Below are 24520 nucleotides of genomic sequence, written 5' to 3' on the forward strand. Positions count from 1 at the left end.
GCGTTCCCTTCAAACTACCGGAGTGCTGCCGCTTCCCGCTGTGCCTTCTTACTGCCGACGCCACCCCGAGCCAGTTCCTCGGCCAGGCCGGGATCGGTAGCGCAGGCGGCATCCACGGGTGTGGAGTTGGCTCGCTGGGAATGCGCGAGGGCGGGGCGGGTGCGCAGCGAATCGGCCACGTTGGCCACGGCCTCCGGAACGTACGTGCGGTTCTGCTTAGCGATGATCGCCTGCTTGTAGTAGCCCAGCAACTGGTCGCAGAGGTCTGCCCAGGACTTGTGCTGCACTCCCTCGAAGGCGTTACGACGGAACGCGTCGAGGTCGCCGTGGATGATGGATTCCACCGTGCCCGACAGTGCTGCGGCGAATTCGTCTGGTTCCAGCAGGTAGCCGTTGAACCCGGGTGCGATGAGGTCGATGGGGCCACCGGCGGCGGGGCCGATGGTGGGGACTCCGGAGGCTTGCGCTTCCTGGATGGCCTGGCAGAAGGTTTCGAATTGCCCGGCGTGAACGAATACGTCGAGGCTGGCATACGCCTGCGGCAGATCATCGCCGTAGAGTCCGCCGGTGAACACTGCGGTGGGCATGAGCTCCTTGAGCTGGCCCATTTCCGGGCCGTCGCCCACGATCACCAGCTGGATGTCATCGCGTCCGTCGAGGGCGGCGAGCTTCTCTACGGATTTCTCCGCGGTGAGGCGCCCGACGAAGCCCACCACCTTGCGGGTCGTGCTGAGATCCTGGATGCGCGCTGCTGAGGGCCGGGCCTTTCCACGCTTGATTTCACCGGCGGCGAACCATTCCGCCCGCAGGTCAGCGCTGCGCTTCGAGGGGTGGAATCGCACGGTATCCACGCCGCGTCCCCAGTGGTTCACGCCCTTGACGCCGTGGGCTTTGAGCTCATCCATCGCCGGGGAACTGGGCGCGAGCGTTACGGCGCACCGGTTGTGCAACGCACGGGTCCACTGCCACGCCGCGCGCGAGAGCGCCCGCATCTTGTAGTTATTCGCGAAGCCAGCCACGTCCGTCTGGTACACGGCCACGCAGGGCAACCGCAGGGACTTTGCCGCCAGCGCCCCTGCCCCACCGAGTACGAAGGGGCTGGCGAGGTGAACCACGTCCGGCTGGAAGGCGCGCAGCTCCGTCACGATGGAAGGCATCGGCACGCCAATGGGCAGTGAGTTGATGCCGGGAACTTCAACGGTGGGGACACGGGCGATGCGGTACCCCTGGTAGGAAAAGATTTCTTCCTGATCGTCGCGCGCGCCCGGGGCGATGACCAGCGCTTCGTGACCTGTGCGGCGAAGGTGCTCCAACACTCGCAGAATGGAGTTCGTTACTCCATTGACGTTGGGCAGGAAACTCTCGGCGACAATGGCTACACGCATACCGACTACCTTTCCCTTCGCAAACCACGTTCACAGGAACTCAAGGTTAAGATCAGCCCAATTGTTTTTGAACTGAAAGTTACTCTGAAAGCTATTCTGTAGTATGGGAACGCTCCGGCGGCCTCATGAGCTTGCGTTCCAGCTGGCGAATAAGAAGCCACAGCGCTCCGGCTATCACCAACACTACCGCGATGGAGGACAGCGCCGGAATGATCGCGAGAGCCCACCCTCGCCCCTGGACCTCGACGTTCTCCGGATTATCGGCCTGGTATTCCACTGTCACGTGCTGCCCCACGGACAGGCCCGTGGGGTATTTCAGACCCACCGAGGGCTGGTGATACGTGCCCCGCTCGTCGCGGAAACTCACGTACGTGCGCAGCGTGTTGACACTGGTGACCTCAGCCGTGGCCACGGCTTTGTCGCTAGCGATCCGGGCATCATCGATGGCCGCCGTGACGACCATGGAGCCGCAAATAATCACCGCTAATCCACCGAGGGCCAGGATCGCCTGGCGGAGGCGTCGAATTACATTCTCCCGCAACGACCGCACCGGCTGATCCGCTTGTGCCGCCTGCGGAGCTTCCGGCGCAGGGCTAGTGTGATCAGTCATCGCGGAGCCACCTTCGCGGCAATGAGCTCGTCGACGCGGACGCGCTCAGCGCGGCTCACGCGTGCCTCGATCACGGTGATGCCCGCCTCCCCCGCCTCAGCGTGATCGTCGATGGCGATGGCCAGGTCAGTGGGGCTATCCGCGACGTGATAGGTCACCCCGAAACCGTCGCAGAGCGCCGCCATATCCACGTCGACCGGAGTTCCGAAGACGCGCTCGTAGGCGGCTGTGCCGTCGGTGAAGGTGCGCAGATCCTCGCTGCCGGGTTCGAGGGTTTCGAAAATCCCACCGCCGGCATCGTTGATGACGACGATCAGCAGGTTCTCGGGGCGCCGCTCCAACGGGCCGATGTTGAGGCCGCCGAGATCGTGGAGGAACGTGAGGTCCCCCATGACAGCGACCGTGCGCGGCGCCCGCACGAGGTCGCGATGCTGCCGGGCATGGGACATAGCAATGCCCACCGCGGTGGAAATCGTGCCGTCGATCCCCGCCGCGCCGCGATTGGCGAACGTTGCGACACCGTCGAAGGGCATCCCGGCGCGGGCGGCGTCTCGGATGGTCGACGACGCCCCAATCACAGCGGCATCACCGTCGCGCAGGCTATCAGCCACCACGGCCATGGCGTGGGCGCCGCTGAACTCCGTAGCGTTGAGGGCTTCCCGCACGGCCTCGGCGCCGAGATCGCTCACGGCCTGACACACGCTCTCCCAACCCGCCGGGTGTTCGCCGGTGACGCGGACGGAGCTGGCGACCTCGGCAACATTGCCGGTGACGTTGGTGACCGTGGACGTCTCGGTGACAACGACCACGCGGATATCGGTGTTGGCCAGTAGGCGGCTCACCGCGCGGTGCAACGTGGGGCGGCCCACCACCACGATCTGCTCTGGGGTGGTGTGCGCGGAGTACTCACCTTGGGAGACGAGGCCGCTGCTGAACAATCCGGCTGCTGCCGGGTGGACGGGGAAATCGGGTGCCGGTGCCACGGGTTCGGCGATGGTCGGCACATCCGCGAGCTCGTCCATGACGGCGCGAGCCCAGGCGCGATCGGTGACGCTGCCTGCAATGACAAGAGTGCGCTTCCCCAGATCGATGGTCGCTTGGCCGTGCGGGAGCGGCCGACGCGGGCCGCGGGTTGGCTGGTCCTTCGGGGCTGCGCTCTGGGGCTCAGAGTTGTGCGTCTCGGGGCCTTGGGAGGCGAGATCCTGCGCAGCGAGCGAGAGCGCATCGAGCGAGGTGGGGACGAGCGGCTCGGCGAAGGGGACGTTGACGTGGGCAGCGCCACCCGTGATGGGATCCAGCGCCGCATCGCACGCTTCGTTCACTCGATCGCGCGCGTCGTCACTGACGGTGACACTGGCAACGACGTGCTTTCCGAAGATGCCTTCCTGATCAATCGTCTGGTTGGCACCAGTGCCCACCATTTTTCGCGGACGATCAGCCGAGACGACGAGAACAGGAACATGGGACATGGTGGCCTCGACAACGGCTGGCATGCAGTTCGCCACCGCTGTCCCCGACGTCATGATGATGGGGGCCGGGGAACCGTCGTATTTCGCCAAGCCGAGCGCGAGGAAGGCTGCCGTCCGCTCGTCAGTGCGCACATGGAGCCGGAGCCGACCGGCACGTTCGGCTTCCACAAGGGCCAAGCTGAGCGGCGAGTTTCGCGAGCCAGGGCAGACCACGGCGTCCTGAACGCCGCGCCTGATGAGCTGATCCACAATGCGCAGCGCCGTCGCAAGAGATTCGGGGCATCCCACTCTTGCTGTTTGATTCGAGTCAGGGTCGGCTTGGAAGTCAGTCACAGCTACCTAATTTACCGCTTTGCGGCTACCCGATAGTCGTCGACGTGCGCTTGACTTCACCGAAGCTAGCCGACCCCAACCCTTCTCACGGTCCGTCCAACCGGCCTTGTCCTAGCGGCCGGTCAATTGGGCGATGAACGCCATAAATGCGCTGACGATGCCCAGCCCGGTCAGGAAGGAGAGGATCTGAGTGAGGAAAGAGCCACTCGAAGAACCGCTGGAGCCGCTCGATCCCTCAGAGCTACCCGATCCAGATCCGCTACCTGCACCCGGATCCGGGTTGTTGCCGGGCTCAGGGTTGTCGATGACCACCTCGTGCGCATTCACGTCGAGCGTGACTGCCTCGGATGTCGATGGCTCCAGAACCTCGGTAATGACGCCCTCGCCGTCCTTCTTTTCCTGGCCGTTGAACACTGCGTGGACCTGGTGCTGTCCACGCTCAGCGAAACGGTGATCGAAGGTGGCGGTACCCGTAGCCGGATCGACAGGCGCCGTTCCTAGGAAGGTCTGGCCATCGAAGAAGGAAACGGTCGCGCCCGGCTCAATGGCTGAACCGCCAGCATCCACGCGGGCCACGAACCGGATCACATCGCCAGTCAGAACCTCGGCTTCCACATCCACATCGGGGCGGGTGTAGGTCAGCTCCGTGGTCGTATCCTGGTTCGCGGGATCGGCTACGGTGACGACGGCAGGCTGAGATTCCGCGCGGGGATAGAGCCGGTCATCGACGGTACGTTCCTCGACGACTGCGGTTACTCGCTTGGCGCCACTGATGTCGAATGCATGCGAGATCGTCGCGGTGCCGTCTGCAGCCACCGGTGCGGTGCCGATTCGAATGCCATCGGCGCGGAAGATAACAACCGTTCCCTCTGGCACGGCAGGGGTAGCTGCATACTTGGCGGTAAACGTGACGTTCTGTCCGACAAGGGCTCCGTCCTCGTTGGCGCTCACGCTGATCGAGGTTCGCGATACCGGAGCGATAGCGACCTCAACGGTGTCTTCAGCTCCGGTGAGTTCCTGAGTCTCGGTTTCTGCATTGGCAACAACGGCGCGGAACGTCAGAGTTGCCTTCTGGTCTGGAACCTGGGCGGTGAATCGCGCGTGTCCATCGACAACTGCGGAGCGTCCGACCTCCTTTTCTCCCTGGTAGAAGGTCACTTCGGTGCCCTCAGGAAGAGTCTTGTTGTCCTTGGTGGTCACGGAAGCATCAAGATCGACGGGAAGAGTCCCGTCGTTGGCTTCCGCAGGTCGGGCCTTGGCGGCAAGGTCCACAACGGCCTGGATTTGCTCGCGCGGCACAGGGTTGACGGTCACGGTCGTTTCATCCTGCGAGCCCTTGACGCGTCCCTCGATTCCGAGATAGCGGGCGGTGACCTTGTGGCCAACGGGATTCCGGTCATCCAGCTCCGGGTACGTGTGGTTCGTGGTTGCTACACCGTTGGTAACGGGCACGGTGACCTTGTCCGAGCCGTCTCCGAAATCGAACTCCACTTGGCCTTCGGTCACGGGAGAACCGTCGTCATAGGTGACGTTCGCGGTCAATGTGGTCGGGCCTCCACCGGAGGTGACCTCGAGGTTGGTCGAAGTTTCTGCAAACTGAGTCGCGGTTCCGCGGGAAACAACCTGGGTGGAGGTCAAAAACTTACCCGTTGCATCAGCGGTGCAATACACAGCGTCGGTGACGTTTGCCCGAGCCAGCATGGACATCGTGTTGGCGCGGTTATTGTTATTCGCGGGTCCTGAACCGCCACCTGCGTTTCGCAGGCCGGTGACGATGGTCGCCCCTTCGGTGTTCGGCGCAGTCACGTCAAAGGCGATCTGCGGGAATCGCCACGTCTTGTTCTTGTCCACCTGGAGGCCAGCTCGAGGATGGTTCGTGAACCACACCTGACCCCAGTTGTTGTTCTCGTTGCCGCCGTTGTTGACGGAGTTCGCCCCGTCCCAGATGCGGGCGTAGGCTCCGGTGCTGCTCGGGTTTCCACTCTCGTCCACCCGCTGCACGACTGCGCTGTTGTTGAATCCGCTTCCTTGGCCTGCGATGCGCAGGTTGGAAATTTGGGCGTTGTCGGGCAGCTTGACGTCGTACTTCATGCGCCCGGTGTCCTTGTCCCCGGTGGCCATCTGTCCGGGTTGCAGCTTCACAGTGAAGGTTTCGCCCGGGTACACCTGAGCCGGGTACTCCACTGCCACATTGTCGGGGGACAGTGTGAGTGCGGATCCGTTCGAGAACGTCCCTCGGTCTTCAACGCACTCTTGGTTGACTCGCTTTACTTCTGACACGGGTGCAGCGTGGGACTCTGGGGCATAGGCCACATGGATGAGGCCGAACGCCAGCCCGGTGCTGGCTACGACTGCGGCGGGCAGTCGGAGATTCTTAGCTTTCACGTCTTTTCCTTTGTCGCGTAGGTACTAGTTGTGGCTCGTCACGAACTAGTTAGATCGTGGGATTCGGGGTGGACTGGGTTCCACTGGACAGGCTTGAGGAACCGTGGCTGCCAGCGCCGGTGAAAAGATCAACGATGAACTTCCACAGCTTCTCGAAGAACGAGATGATCGAGGAGAAGACTGATCCGCTGGACGATGACGAAGAAAGATCTCCATCGACATCCGGATTGTCAGTGCCGGGGTTATCGGTTCCACCACCGTCGGTGGGCGGAACTTCGCCGTTGGGATCTGCAACGGTCACCGTGGCGCTGCCAGAGCCCATGGACGTTCCTTCGGCGTTGACGAACGTGGCGACAATGTTCTTCGTGCCTGCGTCATTCCATGTGAGGTCGAACTCCGCGACGCCGCGGACGACAGAAATCCTGACTTCAGCACCATCTTTGGTGACCTTCTCCCCGTTGTTCGTCAGAGTGACGAAACCTGAGACGTTGGACGCACTGCCGGTGTTGGGAGTCACGTTCGCGCGGAAGGCATGCTTGTCCCCCACCTTGCCCTCAGGGTTGGTCGTGAGAGCAACGGAGACTGCGTCGTAGCTGGGAGCCTTGACAGAAACGTTGACCACAGTCGACGCGGGTCGGGCGGCACGCGGGTCGGCGGGAGTGAAATCGACTGGCACGGCGTAATCGCCTTCGCGGGGGAAGACGAGGGGCAGTGTCACGGTGCCGGTCGCAGCGTCTACTGCGCCAGAAATCTTGCGACCATCAATCGTGGCCACGAGGGTTCCGGCTGCAGCCGGGGTGACCGTGAACGTCGTGGGAGCCTCAACCAACGGTTCGATGTTCTTGGGCACCGCCGCAGAGATAGACGTCTCGGTGGCGCCAACAACCTTGAGGGTGCCGGTCGCCTCGGCGGGTGTTTGAGTTGCGTCAGCAGGAACGAAGCGGGCGGTCACAGGGAATTCACCAGCTCGATCTGGAGTGAATTCGATGGCGGCTCGCTGGCCTTCAACCTGTACAGGGAAATCCCGTCCATCGACAGTGAAGATCACTTGCCCTGCTGCAGAGTCGGTGTTTTCTGCGGGGATGACATTCGCGGAGATGGTGACGGGATCTCCTGGGCGGGTGGAGCCATCCAAACCGGCGAGTTCGAGGCTCGTTCCAGCCACGGCGTCAATCGTGATGTCGGCCGTTGCCTGGGCCTTCGCAAACGGTGAACCCGCACTTGGCTGGTACACGGCGGTGAGCTTCTGGGGGCCGGTGGCCGTACCCGTGGGTACGGGTGCCGTGGCGACACCATCAGCGGCCTGCACATCTGCGGTCACTTCGGTGGCGTCGCCAATGCGGAACGTCACCGTACCGCTCGCGCCCTTCGGCAGAGTCGCGGATACTTCTGCCTTGTTGCGGGCCGGCGCAGATGCCGGGGCTTTGAGTTGCATCTCGGCCACCTGGCCAGCAACCGTCACGTTCTCGGTGATCGACGATGCCGTGAAGTTCTTGTCATTCGCGGGGGTAAAGGTGGCGGTGACGTCGTAATTGCCCGCTTCCGGGAACGTCAGGGTGCCGGTAGCCCGGCCGTCCTTGACCTCGACTGGGGCGGTCGAAAGCTGGCCTGAGGAGAACACGACCGTGCCCTGCGCATCTTGGGGCGCCACGGTGGCCACCAGCTCTGTCGGCTGACCTGCCACAGCCTCGGCCGGGCGAGACAGCGTCACCGATGTTTCGGTAGCAGCCGCTTCCGGGTTGACCGTGACGGTGGCGAGCCGGGTCGCCCGCTGATCAATGGGAGCGCTTTCCGATGCCCGTGGGGAGCACTGCGTCGGCGCCCAAACGCGACCGACGAAGGCAATGCTCGAGGTCTGAGCGTTCATGGTGAGGAAGTTCTCGTCCGTGCCGAAGTTGCCCGCTGCTCCTGCAGTGCGCACGCCGAAGTTCTTCTCACCTGCGGTATCAGCCTTCAGGTTGAGCTTCACAACGGGGAATCGAAGGTCGATCTTCGACCCGGTGATGGTGTACTCGATGCCACCGTGCGAAGTCTTGCTGGAGTTCGGTCCATTGCCGATCGTGGCATTATCAGCGCTTGTCAGGCGCAAAATGCGGCCGTTGGGATCGGGGCTACCCGCCTCGTTAACGCGAAGCACAGTGAACCCCTTGAGGTTCGCATTGGATTCGTCGATCTCTGCGTTCTGGAACGTCACGCCATCCGGAAGTGCGAAGTCCAGCTTCAACCGCGATGCTTTTTCCAGCCGGGCACCGAGGGGAAGCGACGGAACCTCGACGCTGACGGGGTCAATCGAGAATGTTGTACTGAAGTTATCGCCGACATCGACGTTGGTGGGGGCCGTGACGTTCACAGCGACATCTTCGGCGGAGAAGGTCTGAGCCCCGGCCAGGCTTGTGCTGGGTGTCGCCTTGCATGTGAGTGAGATGGAAGCGGTCGTTGTGACTTCATCTCCTGATGCCATTGGCAGGACGATGAAGCCCGTGACGGCCACCGCTGCGGCCGAAACAATTGCGGAAATTTTGCGCATGCTCATCCTAGGTTTTGTGGGTGGAGTGATGGTCTTGGGGCATGCCCCAAGGGTGATGCAGTCTGTGAGCGTGTAGTGACTAGCAATCACGTGTAGTCAACCATATTTTGCTCGACAAAATGATTAAAGTTGACGTATCCCCAGATGAATGTGCCGGAAATAGAGATAGAGATGGACTGAAGCGATAGTCGCGCGAAGCATATTCACGTCGACCGACCCCGCATCCCCTCCATAGTCATGCCAGCATGGGCGATGTCATCAACGCGTTCAGACTAAATCCAGCAAAAGGGCTTCACAACCGCTAGAGAAAAATTTTTCTCCCCCACCACATCCCCCACCACATCCCCTATTTGCGCCCCTACTTCTCCCGTTCCCGTTCTTTTCTCTCTCCTGCCTCTTCTTCCTCCTCCTCTTCAGCAACCCGCACCACGTCCTCATCCGCGTGCACGCCCAGCCCCTTGCGGAACCGCAGCCGCTCCATCACTAAGGCGATCCACGAGCAGATGAGCAGCGGTTGCACGGCCAAGTTGATGTTCTCCGGCGACAGGACGATGTTGAAGATCTCCTGCGTGTTATCGGAGGCCACCAGCTCTTTGGCCACGTTTTTCACCCCGTCGAACATGAACTGATACACAGCCAGGTAAATGGTCGACCACTGGATGAGGTACTCGTTGATCACGTAGTCGTCGTCTCGGAATCGGAATATCCACCCGTGTTTGATGAGAAACTCGCGGAACAGGAAATGCACCATCGCGCCCAGGAAGATGATGACGAAGATGAAAAAGAGCATCTCCGTTCCATTGATGCGCCCCAGGATCTGTTCCTGCGAGAATCCGTCAATAGCCCAGTCGAACAGTGCCAACCCACCCAGAATCACGGTCATGATCAGCAGCAGACATACCGCACTGGTCACGAGCATGAACAGAAAATTGAACAGCACCTTGAGAAATGTCGTGGGGCTCAGATCTTTCTGCCCGCGGTACACCAGGTGGTCGATCGCGTAGAAAATCAGTGCGATCACCACGATCGCCAGCAGCGCCATCATGGTTGATCACATCCCCCGACGGTGCAGCTCGTGGCGGCATTCCTTGAGGCGATTCAGCCACCAATCCCGCCGCGCACCGGTGACCTCAAGGTCGTCGAGTGCTGCCGGGTCAGGAGTCACAGCTCGGGCGTCCATACGTCCGTCGATGATCTCCCGGCGCGCCAGGTCGTGGGTGAACAGCGACCCAGTCGCCAGCCCTGCGGGTTGGGGTTCCACGAGCATGCCGTCGTCATCGGTCAGGGTCGGCAGGCTCGCCGCCGCGCGGAGTCCCGCGCCGAGCCCCACAGCCGTATCGAGCGCGGAACTCACGGTCACGGCCACTCCGTTGCGCGCCACGTCCGCCGCGACGTCGAGGAGCACGTCCACTCCACCCAGCGGCGGCACTTTGAGCACCACAACGTCGCAGGCACCGGCGTCCACGACCTCGCGGACGGCGGCGTGCGGGTCCCCGCTCTTCCGGATCGCCTCGTCAGCCGCCACGCGCGCGAACACCCCGGCTCGCATCAGCCGGCGCCTCACTTCGGCCAGCTCGTCGATGCTCTGGCACGGTTGTTCTACGTAGTCGATCCCTTGGTTCGACGCCGCCGCGGTCACCACATCAACAGCCTCATCGACACTCCAACCCCCATTGGCATCAAGGCGAATGGTGGGGTGCGCTGTGGCGGCGGCGCCTCCGGCGTTGTCGGTGAACCATTGACGCACGGCCGCGATACGGTTGAGATCGTGCTGGGCGGTTTGGCCTTTCTCCGCAACCTTGATCTTGACCGTGGTGCAGCCGGGGTAGCGCTGCATGAGGGCGTCGATGACCTCGGGGTCGCGGGAGACGTCAACGGCGGGGATGGTCGCGTTGACTGCCACGGAATCGCGGACGGACGCATCCGGACCCCACCCGAAGGTAATCGCCGAGCGCAGCCACGTGGCGGCCTCTGCTGCTTCGTACTCCACGAATGGCGCCCATTCTGACCAGGCCGTTGGGGCGTCGAACACCATGGCTTCCCTAAGCCGAACACCACGGAACGGCACGCGCATCGGCAGCGCGACCACGGTGGCGCGGGCGGCGAGCTCATCGAAGGAGGGCAGGTGGAGTTCGGGATGAGGTTCAGAGTGGGGTTCAGAGTGGGGTGCAGACGTCATGGTTCTAACAATGCCAAACTTCGACCGTCGTTAGAATGCGAGGCATGACCAACAGCGATAACAGCGACAGCACCAATCCGTTCAAGCCCGAGCAGTGGAAGCCGGTGCCGGGGTTCGACTTCACGGACATCACCTACCACCGGCACGTGGGCACGGAGCGGGCCGATGGCATCGTGCGCATCGCCTTCGACCGCCCGGAGGTGCGCAATGCGTTCCGCCCGCATACGGTGGATGAGCTCTACCGCGCCCTCGACCACGCGCGCCGCACCCCGGACGTGGGAACGATCCTGCTGACGGGCAATGGGCCGTCGCCGAAGGATGGCGGCTGGGCGTTTTGCTCCGGCGGTGACCAGCGCATCCGTGGCCGCAGCGGTTACCAGTACGCCACGGAGCACGACGGCAACGTGGAGGCAGCTGGCGCCGACGGCGTGGACGAAGCGCGCGTGAAGGCCGAGGGTGGGCGGCTTCACATCCTCGAGGTCCAGCGGCTGATCCGCACGATGCCGAAGGTCGTCATCGCGGTCGTCAACGGCTGGGCGGCCGGTGGCGGGCACAGCTTGCACGTGGTCTGCGACCTCACGCTGGCCAGCCGGGAGCACGGCAAGTTCAAGCAAACAGATGCGGACGTGGGATCCTTCGACGCCGGATACGGCTCCGCCTACCTGGCCAAGCAGGTGGGTCAGAAGTTCGCCCGGGAGATCTTCTTCCTGGGCAGGACCTACGACGCCGAGACGATGCACCGCATGGGCGCGGTCAACGAGGTGGCCGATCACGCCGACCTGGAGGACGTGGCCGTGGAATGGGCTCGAGCCATCAACTCGAAGTCTCCGACGGCCCAGCGGATGCTGAAGTTCGCGTTCAATCTCACGGACGATGGGCTCATGGGCCAGCAGGTGTTCGCTGGTGAGGCCACGCGTTTGGCGTACATGACCGACGAGGCTGTGGAAGGTCGCGATAGCTTCCTAGAGAAGCGCCCGCCGCGGTGGGAGGAATTCCCGTACTACTACTAGGGGCTGGCGCTAGACCAGCTTTCCGATCCACATGCCCAGTGCTGCCGCCGCCAGGCAGATCCCCACCATTGCGAAGGCGTGCAGGAGTGCCGAAAGTAGGTGCTTCAGTTCCAACCGTTCGCCGGTCTTCGTTCGATACTGTCCATGGCCTGCGGTAACGGCGGGCTTGGCGGCGTCGACAAGAGCGGTCGAGAAGGTAGAGAAACCGCCAGTGAAGCCGATCAGGGCGGCCACGATCGGCGAGGACCCGAAGCCACCGCCAAAGTGAACGGTAAGGCCCGTGACGAGGCCGAGCAAGAATGAACCGCCAATGTTGACCACGAAGGTGGCCAGCGGCCACGGGGCAGGCCAGCGCCGGGCTGCGCTGAAGCGCTCGTGTTGCGGGGCGGTGAGGCTTTCTGTCATGGCGCGGCCCACGGCACCAAGCATCGCGCCGATGGTCAGGGGGATGGAGGTGATGAGGAGGGAGGGGAGATCGCTCATGAGTTACCGGCCCTCCCCTGTGCTGTCTGCGCTGTCGGCACTGTCGGCACTGTCTTCGGCACCACGGTTAACCTCGTTACGCTTGTCCTCGTGGATGGCTCGCGCACGCACGATCTCGAAGCCCGCCACAAGCCCCACCACGGCAGCAGAGAGTCCGCCGACGAGCGTGCCAAGCAGGTAACCCCAGCCGGCTGACTTATCCAGGGTCAAGACCACCAGGGAGGAATAGGTCGTCAGTGTTCCCAGCAGGCCGGTGCACACGAGGCGGCGCCAGTGACTCGTGGACGCCATCACCGGGGTGAGGGCACCGAGAACCAGGCAGCCAACGATGTTGCACACCATCACTCCCGTGTTCGTGCCCCACACCTCTGTGGCGACAGTGCGCAGAATCGAGCCCACCAGGGCACCGATTGCCACGGCGATGAGAGCCGGAACATTGCGGTGGACAGGTGGTGGGGTGATCGCTCGAGCGGAAGCGGCTGAGCTAGCCTGCGATGGCGCCATCCTCTGAGCCTCCTAACTAATCGCCGTTATTCTACGCCCGATGCCGTCGCGGGAGCCGTGCAAGCGTCTCGCTCGTTGGTACCTTTGGAAAACATGACGGCATTGAAAGATTTATTCACCTTGATCGCCCGCCTCATCCTGGGCGGCGTGCTGCTGGCCCATGGCTGGCAGAAGTACAACGATTGGACCATCGCTGGGGTCCAGGAGAAGTTCCAGCAGATGGGCACTCCCTCTCCAGAGATTTCCGCCCAGGTTGCTACCTACTTCGAGCTCGCCGGTGGCGCGCTGCTGATCCTCGGTCTGCTGGTGCGCATCGTCGGCCCCATCCTGTTCGTGGAAATGCTCGGCGCCTTCTGGTTCGCGCACAAGGACAACGGCATTTTCGTGACCGATGGCGGCTGGGAACTCGTGGCCGTGATCGGTGCTGCCGGTCTGGCTATCGCCGCGGCTGGCGCTGGCCGCATCTCCCTGGACTACCTGTTCGCCACGCCGGTTCGCCGACGCCGCGAGAAGAAGGAGGCCGAGGAGCGCGCCGCGGAGAATCAGGCCGCTGCTGACCAGGCTATTGCTCAGCAGAACGCTGCCTACGCAAGCGCGCCGGCTTCTGCGCCTGCGTCTACAACGTACTCGAACAGCTCCGATGCCGAGACCACGCAGTTCCAATCCCCCGGCACGGTTGCCGGCACCACCCCCACCCATGACGCTCATGGAACGCAGGGCACCCACGGCACCCAGCCGGTGGATCCCGACGCCCCCACGACCCAGTGGCCGGGCACGTCCGGTGGTTCCGGCAGGAACTAGCCGTCTTACAGCGGCAGTAGTCGGGGCCACAACCCCGCAGGATCGGCTATTTTTCGACAAGCGCGCACCCCTTCACCATGCGGGTGCGCGCTTTCTCCATTCGCTTGACCTGCACCAACGCGCCGAAACCGTGGGAGCGAAAAATACTTGACTTTTCCAATCATTGTTCTGTACACTCCTTTTACAGCAAACTACACAACGCCACCGATATGAGCATGAAAGGAGGGTGCGCGCCGTGTATAACTTCATTACCCAACTAGCTTCCAAGCTTCGTTCCTTTACGGCAAGCGTGGCCACTGGCTACACCGATGCCCTGGGCACAGCTCGAACCCGAGCCTTCGACGCAGCTCCGGGCGTTGCCATCGATCCAGGTGCCGATTCCGCTCGGAATAACGCCCGCGGAAACTCAAAGGCCTCCCGTAAGGGCGGCAAGTCCGCGTCCGCCGCTGCCACTGCAGCCCCCGGTGCAATCCGCACCCTGACCCTCGACGATGGCACTGAACTACCCGAGGAAGAGGCCCGCCTGGCGGACTACTTCCGCGCAGGCGCCGATCTCCCCACTCCCAGCCTCAACGCGCTGGATACCCGCAGCCCGTCCTACCTGGACATCATCGCGTACCTGGTAGACACCGGCCGCACCCCCGCAACCTCGCACGATGTGCAGGAAGCCTTCGTGGCCATCCACCAGCGCGTGCCCGGCCCCGCCGAGCTGCGTGCCATGATTGCCCGCGTCGCTGAGTTCGGACTGCTAGACAGCAGCGCCCTCTAGCCGCGCGACCCCAGCAACGCTTTAACCTCTGACCCCACGGGTAGACTCAACACCATGTTGTTACGCCCGCAGGTCTTCAGCGCCTCCGCTTACCCGGAGGCGCTTTCTGCGTTGCACGATCTCCTCGCCGACCGCACGGCCCTGCTCCCCCTGCCCAGCGATTGGCGCACCACCCACCCGGATCTGCCTGCCCTCATGCAGGCCGATGATCCCAGCGCCCCCATCGCACCCGGCAGCATCGTGGTCAGCACCTCCGGCTCGACTGGCACCCCGAAGGGAGCGATCCTCACCACCTCTCAGCTGGACGCCAGCAACGCCGGCACCTTCGCCACCATCGACGCCCTCACGGGCGGCCGCCCCGGCCCCTGGCTCCTCGCCCTACCGCTGCACCACATCGCCGGCATCCAGGTCATGGTTCGCAGCCTCCGCACGGGCTTCCCACCGCTGCTCGCCAGCCATCTCAGCTCCGGCACCGCCTTCACCGTCGAGGGCTTCCTCCAGGACGTTTCCACACTCACCGCCGAGCACCCCGGCGAGGATCTCTACACGTCCCTGGTGCCCACGCAGCTGGAGCGCCTGGCCACCGATCCTCGCGCTGTTGCCGCGCTCGCGCAGTTCACCGCCATTCTCGTGGGCGGCGCGGCCACTCGCCCGAGCTTGCTGGAGGAGTTGCGGGCTTGCGGCGTCGCCCTAATAACGACGTACGGGTCAAGCGAAACCGCAGGTGGAGCGGTCTACAACGGCCACCCGATCCCCGGCGCGACCGTGCGCATCGACTCCCCGGACGATCGCGGCGCGGGCCTGGTGACCATCACCGGCCCGATGGTCGCCGAGGGATACCGCAACCTCCCCGGCCACCCCGCGTTCCCCGCCCCGGGCACGTTTGCGACCAGTGATATTGGTTTTTTCTCCGACGCCACCCTACGCATCCTCGGCCGCGCCGATGGCGCAGTGAACTCTGGGGGCTACAAGGTTCTGCCGGAGGAAGTGGAACGGGCGCTGGCTGACCACATTCGTGGAATCACGGCCGCGGCGGCGGTGGGCGTGGACGATCGTGAGCTCGGCCAGGCGATCTGGGCGGCCGTGGAGTTCACCCCGGAAAGCACGCCGGGTGCGGACCTGCCGCTAGAAATCACTAATATCGTCCGCGATACCCTGCGCGGGCACGTGCCGAAGCACCTCAATCCGCGGCGAGTGTGGGCAGTCGGCGAGCTGCCGCGCATCGGGCCGGGCAAGGTAGATCGGCGCGCGGTGGCAACGCTGCTGCGTGATCTCGGCAGGGACACATCGCGGACGGAGCGGACGTCGGGCGCTTAGGGCACGCAGGGCATGCGAGATCCCGCGCAACCCCGCGGAACCCCGCGGAACCTCCCAGGGCGGGCGCCGACAGTGTTCCTCACCCGCTTGAAGTAACAGCAGACTGTAGTAACAGCAGACCAACAGAATCAGACAGAAAGCCGGTATCTCTTCCATGAGCGCCTCATTCTCCCAATGGCTCGAGGGCGCACGCCCACACACGTGGGCCAACGCCTTCGCCCCCGTGATCGCGGGCACCGCCGCAGCCGTCATGGATGGCCAGGGCAGTGCCATCCGCGCGATCCTTGCTGCGACCGTGGCCTTGGCGATGATCGTGGGAGTCAACTACGCCAACGACTACTCCGACGGCATCCGCGGCACCGACGACGACCGCTCCGGCCCCCTCCGCCTTACCGGCAGCGGCCTGGTGCCGCCGACCTTGGTCAAACGCGCGGCGTTCATCAGCTTCGGCGTGGGCGCGGTGTGTGGCGTGATCTTGAGCGTCATGTCAGCGTGGTGGCTGATCCTCGTGGGCGCGGCCTGTATCGCCTCGGCCTGGTTCTACACCGGCGGCAAAAACCCCTACGGCTATCGTGGCTTGGGTGAAGTGTCCGTGTTCATCTTCTTCGGCCTGGTCGCGGTCTTGGGCACGGAGTTCACGCAGGCTGGCACGATCAGCTGGCGCGGTGTGTTGCTGGCGGTGGCGATTGGCAGCCTGTCGGCTTCCGTGAACTTGGTCAATAACTTGCGTGATATTCCCACCGACGCCACCACCGGGAAAATCACCCTCGCCGTTCGCTTGGGTGACCACAGAACGCGCATCCTGTGGCAGGCCCTGGTGGGCAGCGCTGTGGTGATCACTCTGCTGCTGAGCATCGGGAACGTGGCCGCGCTGCTGGGCCTGGCTGCGCTGCCGCTGTGGCTGGTGGCTGCGCAACCGGTGCGGTCCGGTGCGGAGGGCAAGAAGCTCATCCCCGTGCTGGGGTTGGTGGGTCGTGGCATGCTGCTGTGGTCCATCACGCAGCTGATCGCAGCGTTTTTCTAGGCCGGTTTCTCGGTCCCCATTCCCACCCGAGCCCCATCCCCACCCCTCAACCCCATTCCAGGTAGCACATCTGCAGTGAAATCATCTACCGAAGAGGTACGTTCAGGGCCCGAAAATGTACATTTTCGCGCATAACTTCGCTGCACATCTGCTACTCGGGGCAGGGGGCGAAGGTAGGCGACGAGAGGCGAGCTGCAAGTGGGGAACAGTAGACGGTAAGAGGCGAGCTGCGAGCGGGGAACGGCACACGGCGAGTGGTGAGCAGCAAGCGGTAGCAGCAGCTAGCAGCTGGCAGCTGGCAGCTGGCAGCGGACCGGAACTACTCGTCCAGGCGCTCGCGGAGCTGATCGCGCAGCTGGGCGCGGTGGGCCTTGCGGCCGGCGTCCCACTCGGCCACCTCGGCTGTGACGCGCAGGCGCAGCTTTTTGAACATGAACATGGACAGCGGTAGCGCCAGCAGCAACGCCAGCGTCATGGTGATGAGCAGCGGGAAGTACGAGGCCATCCCCAGCAGAATCACGATGGAGTGAATGATCACGGTCAGCACGAGGAAGAGCAAAAGGCGGAGGAAACCGTAAAGCAAAACGTCACGGAGGGCCTTGCTGCGGAGCTTTTTGCGCTGGTCCTGGTCGCCGGATGCCGCGGACTGCGCAGGCGCAACCGGACGAGCGGGTGCCTCGTCTGGCTGCTGTTCGTGTTCAGAATGTTCACTGGTCACGATGACCACATTACGTTCAATTCCCTGACAATCTCCAATCCTTTATGATCGGGAACATGGGTCGTCTCGTGCTTTTGCTCCTCATCATTGTCACCGTGGTTCTGCTGTGGAAGGCTTTCGGACCCGCAACGTGGAAGCGTTCAGGACAAGGCTCGGGGATGGGGCGAATTGGGCGTCGAGAACAACAGGCCGAACCGCAGCTCAAGGGGCCGGACGACGATCCGGACTTCCTGTGGAACATCGAAAAGGAACGGTTCAAGAAGCGCCGCGAGCAGGAGCGCGCTGCGGAAAAGGCGGCTGAGCAGGAACGCCAGCGCCAGCGCCGCGAAGAACTACGCAAGCAGCGCGAAGAACGCGGCGACGAAGAAGAGCGCTAGACGAGCTTCGGGCGGGGTGAACGCCCGGTGCGGTAGTGGTCGATGAGCAGGAAAATGTCGTCCCACTGCTTATAGATCGCCGCCCGCCGCAGCACATCCTCAGCACCATCGGCCGCGTCAGCCCCGTTAGTCCCGTCAGCCCCGTTAGTCCCGTACAGCGGGCGGTCCGGCAAGTTCCGGGCTGCCGCGCGCTTGCGATAATGCACCTCCGCTTGGCGGGCCACAGCAGCGGGCAACTCCGGCGAGATAGAAGCGAAGTGGGCGTAATCCAGGGCGGGATCGCCGACCGTCATGTCGGAGAAATCAATCACGCCAACGCTTCCACCCGCGCCAGTACCAACACCACCAGCACCGCCGCCAACGCCAGCGCCACCGTCCCACAGCACGTGCCCCGGGAAGAGATCCCCGTGCGTCAGACTCCGCTGCTGATGCCGCCGCGCCAGCAGCTCATCGACCTGCGCAAACACCGTGCGGATATGCTCCATTTCCTCAGTACTCACGTTCGGCTCGATGAACTCCGCGCTGCGCTCGCGCATCAGCGCCAGCTTCGCCGGGAGCGTCCGCGCGTTCGTGCTCAGCTGTGCCGTCTCCGCGCCGTCCGTCCACCAGCTCTCCACCGTGCTCAACGGCAGCAGGTCGGGGTTCATGGAGTGCATCGTCCCCAGCAGGCTTCCCAGCTGCTCCGCCACGGTGGCGCGCTGCGCGTCTGTGAGGGTTGCCCAGGTGGCGGCGTCGAGTGCCGAGCCCGTGACAACGGTCTGCAGCGTCAGCATGATCGGATCCCCCGTGTGGAACGTGCCGCGCGCGTAGGCCTGCCGCACTGTCTCGGGCACCCGCACCTTCGTGCCCCGGAATAGCTGCGCGATCAGGGACGATTCCAGCATCGCCTGGTCGCGATACTCCGCCTCATACGGCACGCGCGCCACCACGGTCTCCGGAACCATGTCCGCCAGTTCGCCCTCACCGGAGCGCAGCCCATTGAGCATCACCACCGCGTGATCCATGCCCTGCGGCGGGATGGTTTCCCGCTCCCAGGACAAATCCCGCCACGTGCGGGCCACCAGCTCCGGCACCTGCTCGATTGTCACCGGCATGGCCGCTAGGCCTCCTTCCCGCGAGCCAGCAGGTCCTGCAGATAGCGCCCGTACGCCGACTTTGCCAGGGCGTCCGCGGAGCGCTGCATGTGCTCGTCGTCGATGTAGCCCAGCCGCCAGGCGACTTCCTCCGGGCAGCTCACCTTCAGCCCCTGGCGCTTTTCCACCGCCTGCACGAAATCTCCGGCCGCGGCGAGGTCATCGACGGTGCCGGTATCCAGCCATGCCGTTCCGCGCGGCAGCACCTCCACGTGCAACCGCCCCTCGGCGAGGTAGTGCCGGTTGATGTCTGTAATCTCGAGCTCCCCGCGCGGGCTGGGCGTGAGCCCCTTGGCGATCTCCACTACGTCCGACGAGTAGAAGTACAGCCCCGGCACGGCGTAGTGCGACTTCGGCTTGTCCGGCTTTTCCTCCAGCGACAGCGCGGTGCCGTGGGCATCGAACTCCACCACGCCGTATGCCTCAGGCTGCGCGACCCAGTACGCGAAGATCGCCCCGCCATCAGGGTTATTGAAGCGCCGCAGCTGCGTTCCCAGCCCAGAGCCGTAGAAGATATTGTCGCCCAGCACGAGCGCCACGGACTCGTCTCCGATGAACTCCTCGCCCACGATGAAGGCCTCCGCCAGCCCGTTGGGCTCGTCTTGCACGGCGTATTTAATATCGACGCCAAACTGCCGCCCGTCCCCCAAGAGTTTCTGGAATTGGCCGGCATCCTCCGCCGTCGTGATGACGAGGATCTCCCGCACCCCAGCCAGCATCAAGGTGGTCAGGGGGTAGTAGATCATGGGTTTGTCGTACACGGGCACGAGCTGCTTGGAGACCCCGCGCGTGATCGGCCACAGTCTGCTGCCGGTTCCACCGGCCAGGATGATGCCTCGCATGGTTGTTACCTCCCGGAGCTATCCGGCTCGTCGCCCCATTCCTCGGCGGCGGCCATTGCCTCGTCCCATTCTTGGCGCAGTTCCTTTTCCCAGCCACGAGTTTCGCGCCACTGGGGAAGGCGATCGTGCACGTCCTGCACCGAGGGAGCCTTCGTGTCTTTTTCTGACAGCACGGCCTGGTCAGCATCCACGGGCCAGTCGATGGCGAGGTCGGCATCGTAGGCGTCGACCTCAAATTCGCGCTCGGGGTTGTAGGCCTCGGTGACGAGGTAGCTCACCGTGGCGCGTTCGGATTGGGCGGCAAATCCGTGACCCACGCCCAGGGGCACGAACAGGCCAAAATTGTTGTCTTCGCTGAGTTCCACGGAGACGTGCTTGCCGAACGTCGGCGAACCCACTCGCAGGTCCACGAGAATGTCGGTAATTACCCCCGAAACGCAGGTTACGAACTTGGCCTGCCCCGGGGGAACCTCAGCCAGGTGAATCCCGCGCACCACGTTTTTCGCCGATCGGGACAGGTTAGCCTGCGCCACGGTGAACGGGTATCCCAGATGCTCGGTGAACTGCTCGGCGCGGAACCACTCGTGGAAGCTGCCGCGCTCATCACCGAACACGCGGGGCACGAACACCCATGCGCCCGGAATGGGCAGCTCAACGATGGTTCCCGGGGCCGCACCCTCCAGCGCGGCGGTGAGGTCAGCGGAGTTCAGACTGGTCTGGGTCATGTGCCCTACTCTAGCGCCGGGGGTGGACACTTCCTCGCACCGGCACAAACCACCCGCCGATAGTTGTAACTTTAGGACTATCTACCCCCGTTTCCCCCGGAATGCTGAATACTTTTTGCCATTGAATCCTGCTGGTAGCCGCTGTGCTGCTACATTCTTTCCTCATGTCTACACAATCTCAGCATCCGCACGATCCCCCGACCGTGCAGAATAATTCCACTCACTCCACCCGCGTCACCAGCTCCAAGGAAGAGCGACGCATCCTCGGCGCCACCCTCGTGGGCACCACCATCGAGTGGTACGACTTCTTCATCTACGCTCAAGCCGCCGGCCTGGTCTTCGCCACCCAGTTCTTCAAGCCACTCGGTGAAGACAACAGCACCCTCGCCCAGATCGTCTCTTGGGCCTCGCTAGGCATCAGCTTCCTGTTCCGCCCACTCGGCGCCGCGATCGCCGGTCACCTGGGCGACCGCTACGGACGCAAGCTCGTTCTCTCCGCCACTCTGATCCTCATGGGCCTGGCTACAGCCGCCATCGGCATCCTGCCCACCTACGGTTCCATCGGCGTGGCCGCCCCGATCCTGCTGATTCTCCTGCGCGTCCTGCAGGGATTCTCCGCCGGCGGCGAATGGGGCGGCGCTGCCCTGCTGGCCGTGGAGCACGCTCCGAAGTCCAAGCGCGGTCTGTATGGCTCCTACCCACAGATCGGCGTGCCCCTCGGCCTCGCATTCGCCACCACCGTGCTGCTCGTCCTCACCGCCATTGTGGGCAAGGATGGCTACATGGAGTGGGCATGGCGCATCCCGTTTGTGCTCTCCCTCGTACTCGTGATCGTGGGTGTAATCGTTCGTCTCAAGGTCGCTGAGTCCCCCGTGTTCGAGGAGATCCGCGAGCGCGCCGAAGAGTCCTCCGCTCCCCTGGGCGTGCTGCTGCGTAACCACTTCCCGCTGGTGTTCAAGGCGGCCCTCATCTTCGCCGCCAACAACGCGTTCGGCTACATGGTGATCGCGTTCTTCGGTTCGTACGCCGCCAAGCAGCTGGGCATGAACCAGACCCACATCTTCCTCGCGGTGATCCTCGCCGCCATCGCCTGGACCGCCCTGACGCTCTGGTCCGGCTCGCTGTCCGACCGCATCGGCCGCCGCCAGGCCTTCATGATCGGCTACGCGCTGCTGTTCGTGCTGGCCATCCCCGTGTGGTTCCTCATCGACACCGCCAACATCTTCTGGTTCGGCGTGGCCCTGCTCGCCCTCATCCCCGGCCTGGCGCTGAGCTATGGCCCGCAGTCCGCGATGTATGCCGAGCTGTTCCCCCGCAGCATCCGCTTCTCCGGCGTTTCGGTCGGCTACGCTCTGGGCTCCATCCTCGGTGGCGCGTTCGCCCCGATGATCGCCCAGCTCATTCTGGGCAAGACGGGCGCGACGTGGACCATTGGCATCTACCTTATGGTGCTGTGCGTGCTCTCCATGATTGCCCTGGCCATGACCCCGAAGGATCTGCACCGCCGGGAGCTCTAGGCTCTAGATCTCCCGCTCGGTTCGTCGGTATTTTTCTTCCGACGCCACCCTCGCCGCCCGCCACCACTGCCGGTGATCGGCATACCAGTCCACAGTGGCCTGCAGGCCCTGGCGGAATTGCGTGTACTGCGGTTTCCATCCCAGCGCGCGGGTGCTGGCCGGATCGATCGCATAGCGGCGATCGTGCCCAGGCCGGTCTGTGACGTGCACGTAGTCATCTGATGGGCGGTCGAAGATCTCCAACAGGTCTTCCACGACCTGCTTGTTCGACCGTTCCCCTTCCGCGCCGATGAGGTAGGTGTTGCCCACCTCTCCGCGCTCGAGTATGGCCCACACGGCATCGTTGTGATCGTCCACGTGGATCCAATCCCGCACATTCTCCCCCGTCCCGTAGAGCCGGGGCTGATGGCCTTCCAACAGCCCGGTGACCTGGCGGGGGATAAATTTTTCCGGATGCTGGCGCGGTCCGTAATTGTTCGAGCAGTTCGAGATCGTGGCCTTGAGCCCACGCGAGCGCACGAATGCCCGGATGAAGTGGTCGGCCGCCGCCTTTGACGCCGAATAGGGCGACGACGGGTTGTAGGGGGTGTCCACGGTGAAACGCCGCGGCTCGTCCAGCGCCAAATCGCCAAAGACTTCGTCCGTGGAGACGTGGTGCAGGTGAACGCCGTGCGCGCAGGCGGCCTCGGCGAGATTCACCGTGCCCTCCACATTGGTTCGGGCGAAGATGCCCGGATCGTGCAGGGAATTATCGTTGTGGCTCTCCGCCGCGAAATGCACGATGGCGGTCTCTGCGGCAGCGTCAGCTTCGCTGCCGCCTTCCGACCCGACGACGGAATCAAGGGCAGCGGCGACGGCGGTGGCGTCGGAAATATCAGCCTTGATGAAGCGGAATCGGCCGGGATAGGCCTCCCCGAGAGGCCGACCATCATCGGCCAAGAGGTTATCGGTATTGGCGGCGTAGGTCAGAGCATCGAGTACCACGACCTGCATGTCCGGACGGGTGGCTAAGGTGCGGTGCACGAAGTTGGAACCGATAAAACCCGCCCCTCCGGTGACGAGAAGGCGGGTGAAAGTGCGTGGCGCGGATGCGCTGCGAGCTGTGCCGGTCATGCCCCTCACTATACCGAGAAGGGCAGTTTGCTCAGCCCAGGGTCTATTCAGGGTCTAGCTCAAGCCAGCGTAGGAGTGCAGGCCGGAGACCACCATGTTGATGAAGAAGAGGTTGAACACCATCGTGGCGAAAGCCAGCACGTTGATCCACGCGGACTTCGGGCCTCGCCAGCCGGGCGTTGCGCGGGCGTGGAGGTAACCGGCGTACAGCAGCCAGGTCACGAAAGATACGGTTTCCTTCGGGTCCCAGCCCCAGAAGCGACCCCACGCGGCGTCTGCCCAAATGGCGCCGAAGATGATACCCAGGCCGAAGATCGGCAGGGTCCAGATGGCGGTGCGGTATGCCAGGGCGTCCAGCTTGGCGGCGTCCGGGAGTGGGCCGACGATGGCGCCGATGAAGCCCTTCTCCTTGCCCTTCGGCTGGACGCGGCGGAACAGGTACATGATGGACGCCATGCCGGAAACCAAGCCGATGCCGCCACCGATGGAGACGGTGGAGACGTGAATGACAAACCAGTAGGACTTCAGCGCGGGAACGACGGGCGCGGTCTGGGCGTAGAGCTTCGTGCCTCCATAGAACAGCAGGAGCACGACGGGGGTGAGGATCCAGGGCCACATGACGCGCATGGACTTCCGACGGATCACCAGGGCTGCGATGATCATGGCGAACATCGTGACCACGGAGACATACTCGAAGAGGTTGCCCCACGGGAAGCGGCCAGCGGCCATGCCGCGCAGCACAACGAAGACCACGTGCAGCGCAATGCCGAGCCACACGAGGGCCTGGGTGATACCGCCGAGCTTGTCGGCACGCTCCACCTGCTTGCGCACGTTGTCGACCCGAAGCCGCTCGGGCAGCTGATCGTCGTAGGACGTGGCGGTGGTGCCTGCCTCGTCGTCGACGGCAATGCCCCCGCCAGTGGCACCGGTGGTCGATGCCCCGGTTGCGGCCAGGACCTTCTCACGGGAGTCGGCCTTGAGCTTGTTCAGTTCCTCTGCACGCTCGCGGCGGCGGTCGGTGGCGACGCGAATGATGCCGTAGAAGACGAGGGATACGGCCAGAGCCAGAAGGTACACAGCCTCAGCAGTGCGGTAGGCCAAGTCAGCGAACTGAGATAGCTCCTGATCGATAATCATGGTGAATCTTTGTCCTTACGCAAAACGAGGGGCGACAACACGGCGCATAAGCATGTGGTGAGGTGGCTAGGCACCGGCTCTTTAAATGTAGCCCGGGATCCGTGCGTGCTCAAACCTTTTTCATGCTGCTTAGCCCCTATTGGACTCCTCCGCGGGGGATTG

The 24520-nt window shown here is 63.6% G+C and carries 22 protein-coding genes; 7 read left to right on the forward strand and 15 right to left on the reverse strand.

Annotated elements, in window-relative coordinates:
• Nucleotides 1-14: 14 nt before the first annotated feature.
• The 7 genes from LA343_RS00550 to LA343_RS00580 all read right to left on the reverse strand — a co-directional run bounded on the left by LA343_RS00550 (nucleotide 15) and on the right by LA343_RS00580 (nucleotide 10888).
• On the reverse strand, nucleotides 15-1385 hold the full coding sequence (locus LA343_RS00550) for a glycosyltransferase family 4 protein (protein ID WP_025403618.1): 1371 nt from the start codon (nucleotides 1383-1385) through the stop codon (nucleotides 15-17).
• A 91-nt stretch (nucleotides 1386-1476) separates the two neighbouring features.
• Nucleotides 1477-1995 carry a DUF3592 domain-containing protein gene (locus LA343_RS00555; RefSeq protein ID WP_025403619.1) on the reverse strand — a complete coding sequence of 173 codons (519 nt, stop codon included), beginning with the start codon at nucleotides 1993-1995 and terminating at the stop codon, nucleotides 1477-1479.
• Nucleotides 1992-3797: a 2-succinyl-5-enolpyruvyl-6-hydroxy-3-cyclohexene-1-carboxylic-acid synthase gene (gene menD, locus LA343_RS00560; RefSeq protein ID WP_224209177.1), complete on the reverse strand. Its 1806-nt coding sequence runs from the start codon at nucleotides 3795-3797 to the stop codon at nucleotides 1992-1994. Before menD ends, LA343_RS00555 begins: the two co-directional genes overlap by 4 nt.
• Nucleotides 3798-3908: 111 nt before the next feature.
• Entirely contained in the window at nucleotides 3909-6182 is a 2274-nt protein-coding gene (locus tag LA343_RS00565; protein WP_025403621.1) for an Ig-like domain-containing protein, read from the reverse strand.
• A 49-nt stretch (nucleotides 6183-6231) separates the two neighbouring features.
• Nucleotides 6232-8715, reverse strand: a complete 2484-nt coding sequence (locus tag LA343_RS00570; RefSeq protein WP_224209178.1) for an Ig-like domain-containing protein — start codon at nucleotides 8713-8715, stop codon at nucleotides 6232-6234.
• Between the two features lie 352 nt (nucleotides 8716-9067).
• Nucleotides 9068-9754 carry an SA1002 family membrane protein gene (locus LA343_RS00575; RefSeq protein ID WP_025403623.1) on the reverse strand — a complete coding sequence of 229 codons (687 nt, stop codon included), beginning with the start codon at nucleotides 9752-9754 and terminating at the stop codon, nucleotides 9068-9070.
• A 6-nt stretch (nucleotides 9755-9760) separates the two neighbouring features.
• Complete coding sequence (locus LA343_RS00580; RefSeq protein WP_025403624.1) at nucleotides 9761-10888, reverse strand: o-succinylbenzoate synthase; 1128 nt, start codon at nucleotides 10886-10888, stop codon at nucleotides 9761-9763.
• A gap of 44 nt (nucleotides 10889-10932) precedes the next feature.
• On the opposite strand from LA343_RS00580, the gene LA343_RS00585 reads away from it, so the two are divergent.
• The gene (locus LA343_RS00585) at nucleotides 10933-11898 is read left to right on the forward strand and encodes a 1,4-dihydroxy-2-naphthoyl-CoA synthase (protein WP_025403625.1); all 966 of its coding nucleotides are present in this window, start codon (nucleotides 10933-10935) and stop codon (nucleotides 11896-11898) included.
• A 9-nt stretch (nucleotides 11899-11907) separates the two neighbouring features.
• Here LA343_RS00585 and LA343_RS00590 read toward each other — a convergent pair whose 3' ends face one another.
• Both LA343_RS00590 and LA343_RS00595 read right to left on the reverse strand, forming a co-directional pair.
• Nucleotides 11908-12381 carry a fluoride efflux transporter FluC gene (locus LA343_RS00590; RefSeq protein ID WP_025403626.1) on the reverse strand — a complete coding sequence of 158 codons (474 nt, stop codon included), beginning with the start codon at nucleotides 12379-12381 and terminating at the stop codon, nucleotides 11908-11910.
• A 3-nt stretch (nucleotides 12382-12384) separates the two neighbouring features.
• Entirely contained in the window at nucleotides 12385-12885 is a 501-nt protein-coding gene (locus LA343_RS00595; RefSeq protein ID WP_052337591.1) for a fluoride efflux transporter FluC, read from the reverse strand.
• A gap of 93 nt (nucleotides 12886-12978) precedes the next feature.
• Here LA343_RS00595 and LA343_RS11695 point away from each other — a divergent pair, with 93 nt between their 5' ends.
• The 4 genes from LA343_RS11695 (at nucleotide 12979) to LA343_RS00615 (ending at nucleotide 16796) form a co-directional block, all read left to right on the forward strand.
• Nucleotides 12979-13686: a DoxX family protein gene (locus LA343_RS11695; protein WP_025403628.1), complete on the forward strand. Its 708-nt coding sequence runs from the start codon at nucleotides 12979-12981 to the stop codon at nucleotides 13684-13686.
• Between the two features lie 235 nt (nucleotides 13687-13921).
• A complete protein-coding gene (locus LA343_RS00605; RefSeq protein ID WP_025403629.1) occupies nucleotides 13922-14455 on the forward strand; it encodes a hypothetical protein in 534 nt (177 codons plus the stop codon).
• Between the two features lie 54 nt (nucleotides 14456-14509).
• The gene (locus LA343_RS00610; protein WP_025403630.1) at nucleotides 14510-15772 is read left to right on the forward strand and encodes an AMP-binding protein; all 1263 of its coding nucleotides are present in this window, start codon (nucleotides 14510-14512) and stop codon (nucleotides 15770-15772) included.
• A 154-nt stretch (nucleotides 15773-15926) separates the two neighbouring features.
• A complete protein-coding gene (locus LA343_RS00615) occupies nucleotides 15927-16796 on the forward strand; it encodes a 1,4-dihydroxy-2-naphthoate polyprenyltransferase (protein WP_025403631.1) in 870 nt (289 codons plus the stop codon).
• Nucleotides 16797-17115: 319 nt separating this feature from the next.
• Here LA343_RS00615 and LA343_RS00620 read toward each other — a convergent pair whose 3' ends face one another.
• Complete coding sequence (locus tag LA343_RS00620; protein WP_081737443.1) at nucleotides 17116-17514, reverse strand: DUF4229 domain-containing protein; 399 nt, start codon at nucleotides 17512-17514, stop codon at nucleotides 17116-17118.
• Nucleotides 17515-17570: 56 nt separating this feature from the next.
• On the opposite strand from LA343_RS00620, the gene LA343_RS00625 reads away from it, so the two are divergent.
• On the forward strand, nucleotides 17571-17891 hold the full coding sequence (locus LA343_RS00625; protein WP_039910989.1) for a hypothetical protein: 321 nt from the start codon (nucleotides 17571-17573) through the stop codon (nucleotides 17889-17891).
• On the opposite strand, the gene LA343_RS00630 is transcribed toward LA343_RS00625, so the two are convergent.
• Genes LA343_RS00630 through rfbC form a run of 3 tightly spaced genes read right to left on the reverse strand, consistent with a single transcriptional unit; the run spans nucleotide 17888 to nucleotide 20591 of the window.
• Nucleotides 17888-18985 carry a phosphotransferase family protein gene (locus tag LA343_RS00630; protein ID WP_025403634.1) on the reverse strand — a complete coding sequence of 366 codons (1098 nt, stop codon included), beginning with the start codon at nucleotides 18983-18985 and terminating at the stop codon, nucleotides 17888-17890. The genes LA343_RS00625 and LA343_RS00630 overlap by 4 nt on opposite strands.
• A 5-nt stretch (nucleotides 18986-18990) precedes the next feature.
• Nucleotides 18991-19866, reverse strand: coding sequence for a glucose-1-phosphate thymidylyltransferase RfbA (rfbA, locus tag LA343_RS00635; RefSeq protein WP_025403635.1), 876 nt, complete (start codon nucleotides 19864-19866; stop codon nucleotides 18991-18993).
• 5 nt (nucleotides 19867-19871) lie between these two features.
• Nucleotides 19872-20591 carry a dTDP-4-dehydrorhamnose 3,5-epimerase gene (gene rfbC, locus LA343_RS00640; RefSeq protein ID WP_039910990.1) on the reverse strand — a complete coding sequence of 240 codons (720 nt, stop codon included), beginning with the start codon at nucleotides 20589-20591 and terminating at the stop codon, nucleotides 19872-19874.
• A gap of 164 nt (nucleotides 20592-20755) precedes the next feature.
• On the opposite strand from rfbC, the gene LA343_RS00645 reads away from it, so the two are divergent.
• Nucleotides 20756-22108: an MFS transporter gene (locus LA343_RS00645; RefSeq protein WP_081737365.1), complete on the forward strand. Its 1353-nt coding sequence runs from the start codon at nucleotides 20756-20758 to the stop codon at nucleotides 22106-22108.
• Between the two features lie 3 nt (nucleotides 22109-22111).
• On the opposite strand, the gene rfbB is transcribed toward LA343_RS00645, so the two are convergent.
• Complete coding sequence (gene rfbB, locus LA343_RS00650; protein WP_025403638.1) at nucleotides 22112-23221, reverse strand: dTDP-glucose 4,6-dehydratase; 1110 nt, start codon at nucleotides 23219-23221, stop codon at nucleotides 22112-22114.
• A 54-nt stretch (nucleotides 23222-23275) separates the two neighbouring features.
• Nucleotides 23276-24358 carry a c-type cytochrome biogenesis protein CcsB gene (gene ccsB / locus LA343_RS00655; RefSeq protein WP_025403639.1) on the reverse strand — a complete coding sequence of 361 codons (1083 nt, stop codon included), beginning with the start codon at nucleotides 24356-24358 and terminating at the stop codon, nucleotides 23276-23278.
• Nucleotides 24359-24520 lie beyond the last annotated feature (162 nt).

Origin of the sequence: Corynebacterium falsenii, from assembly GCF_020099275.1 — a bacterium.
Lineage (GTDB): Bacteria > Actinomycetota > Actinomycetes > Mycobacteriales > Mycobacteriaceae > Corynebacterium > Corynebacterium falsenii.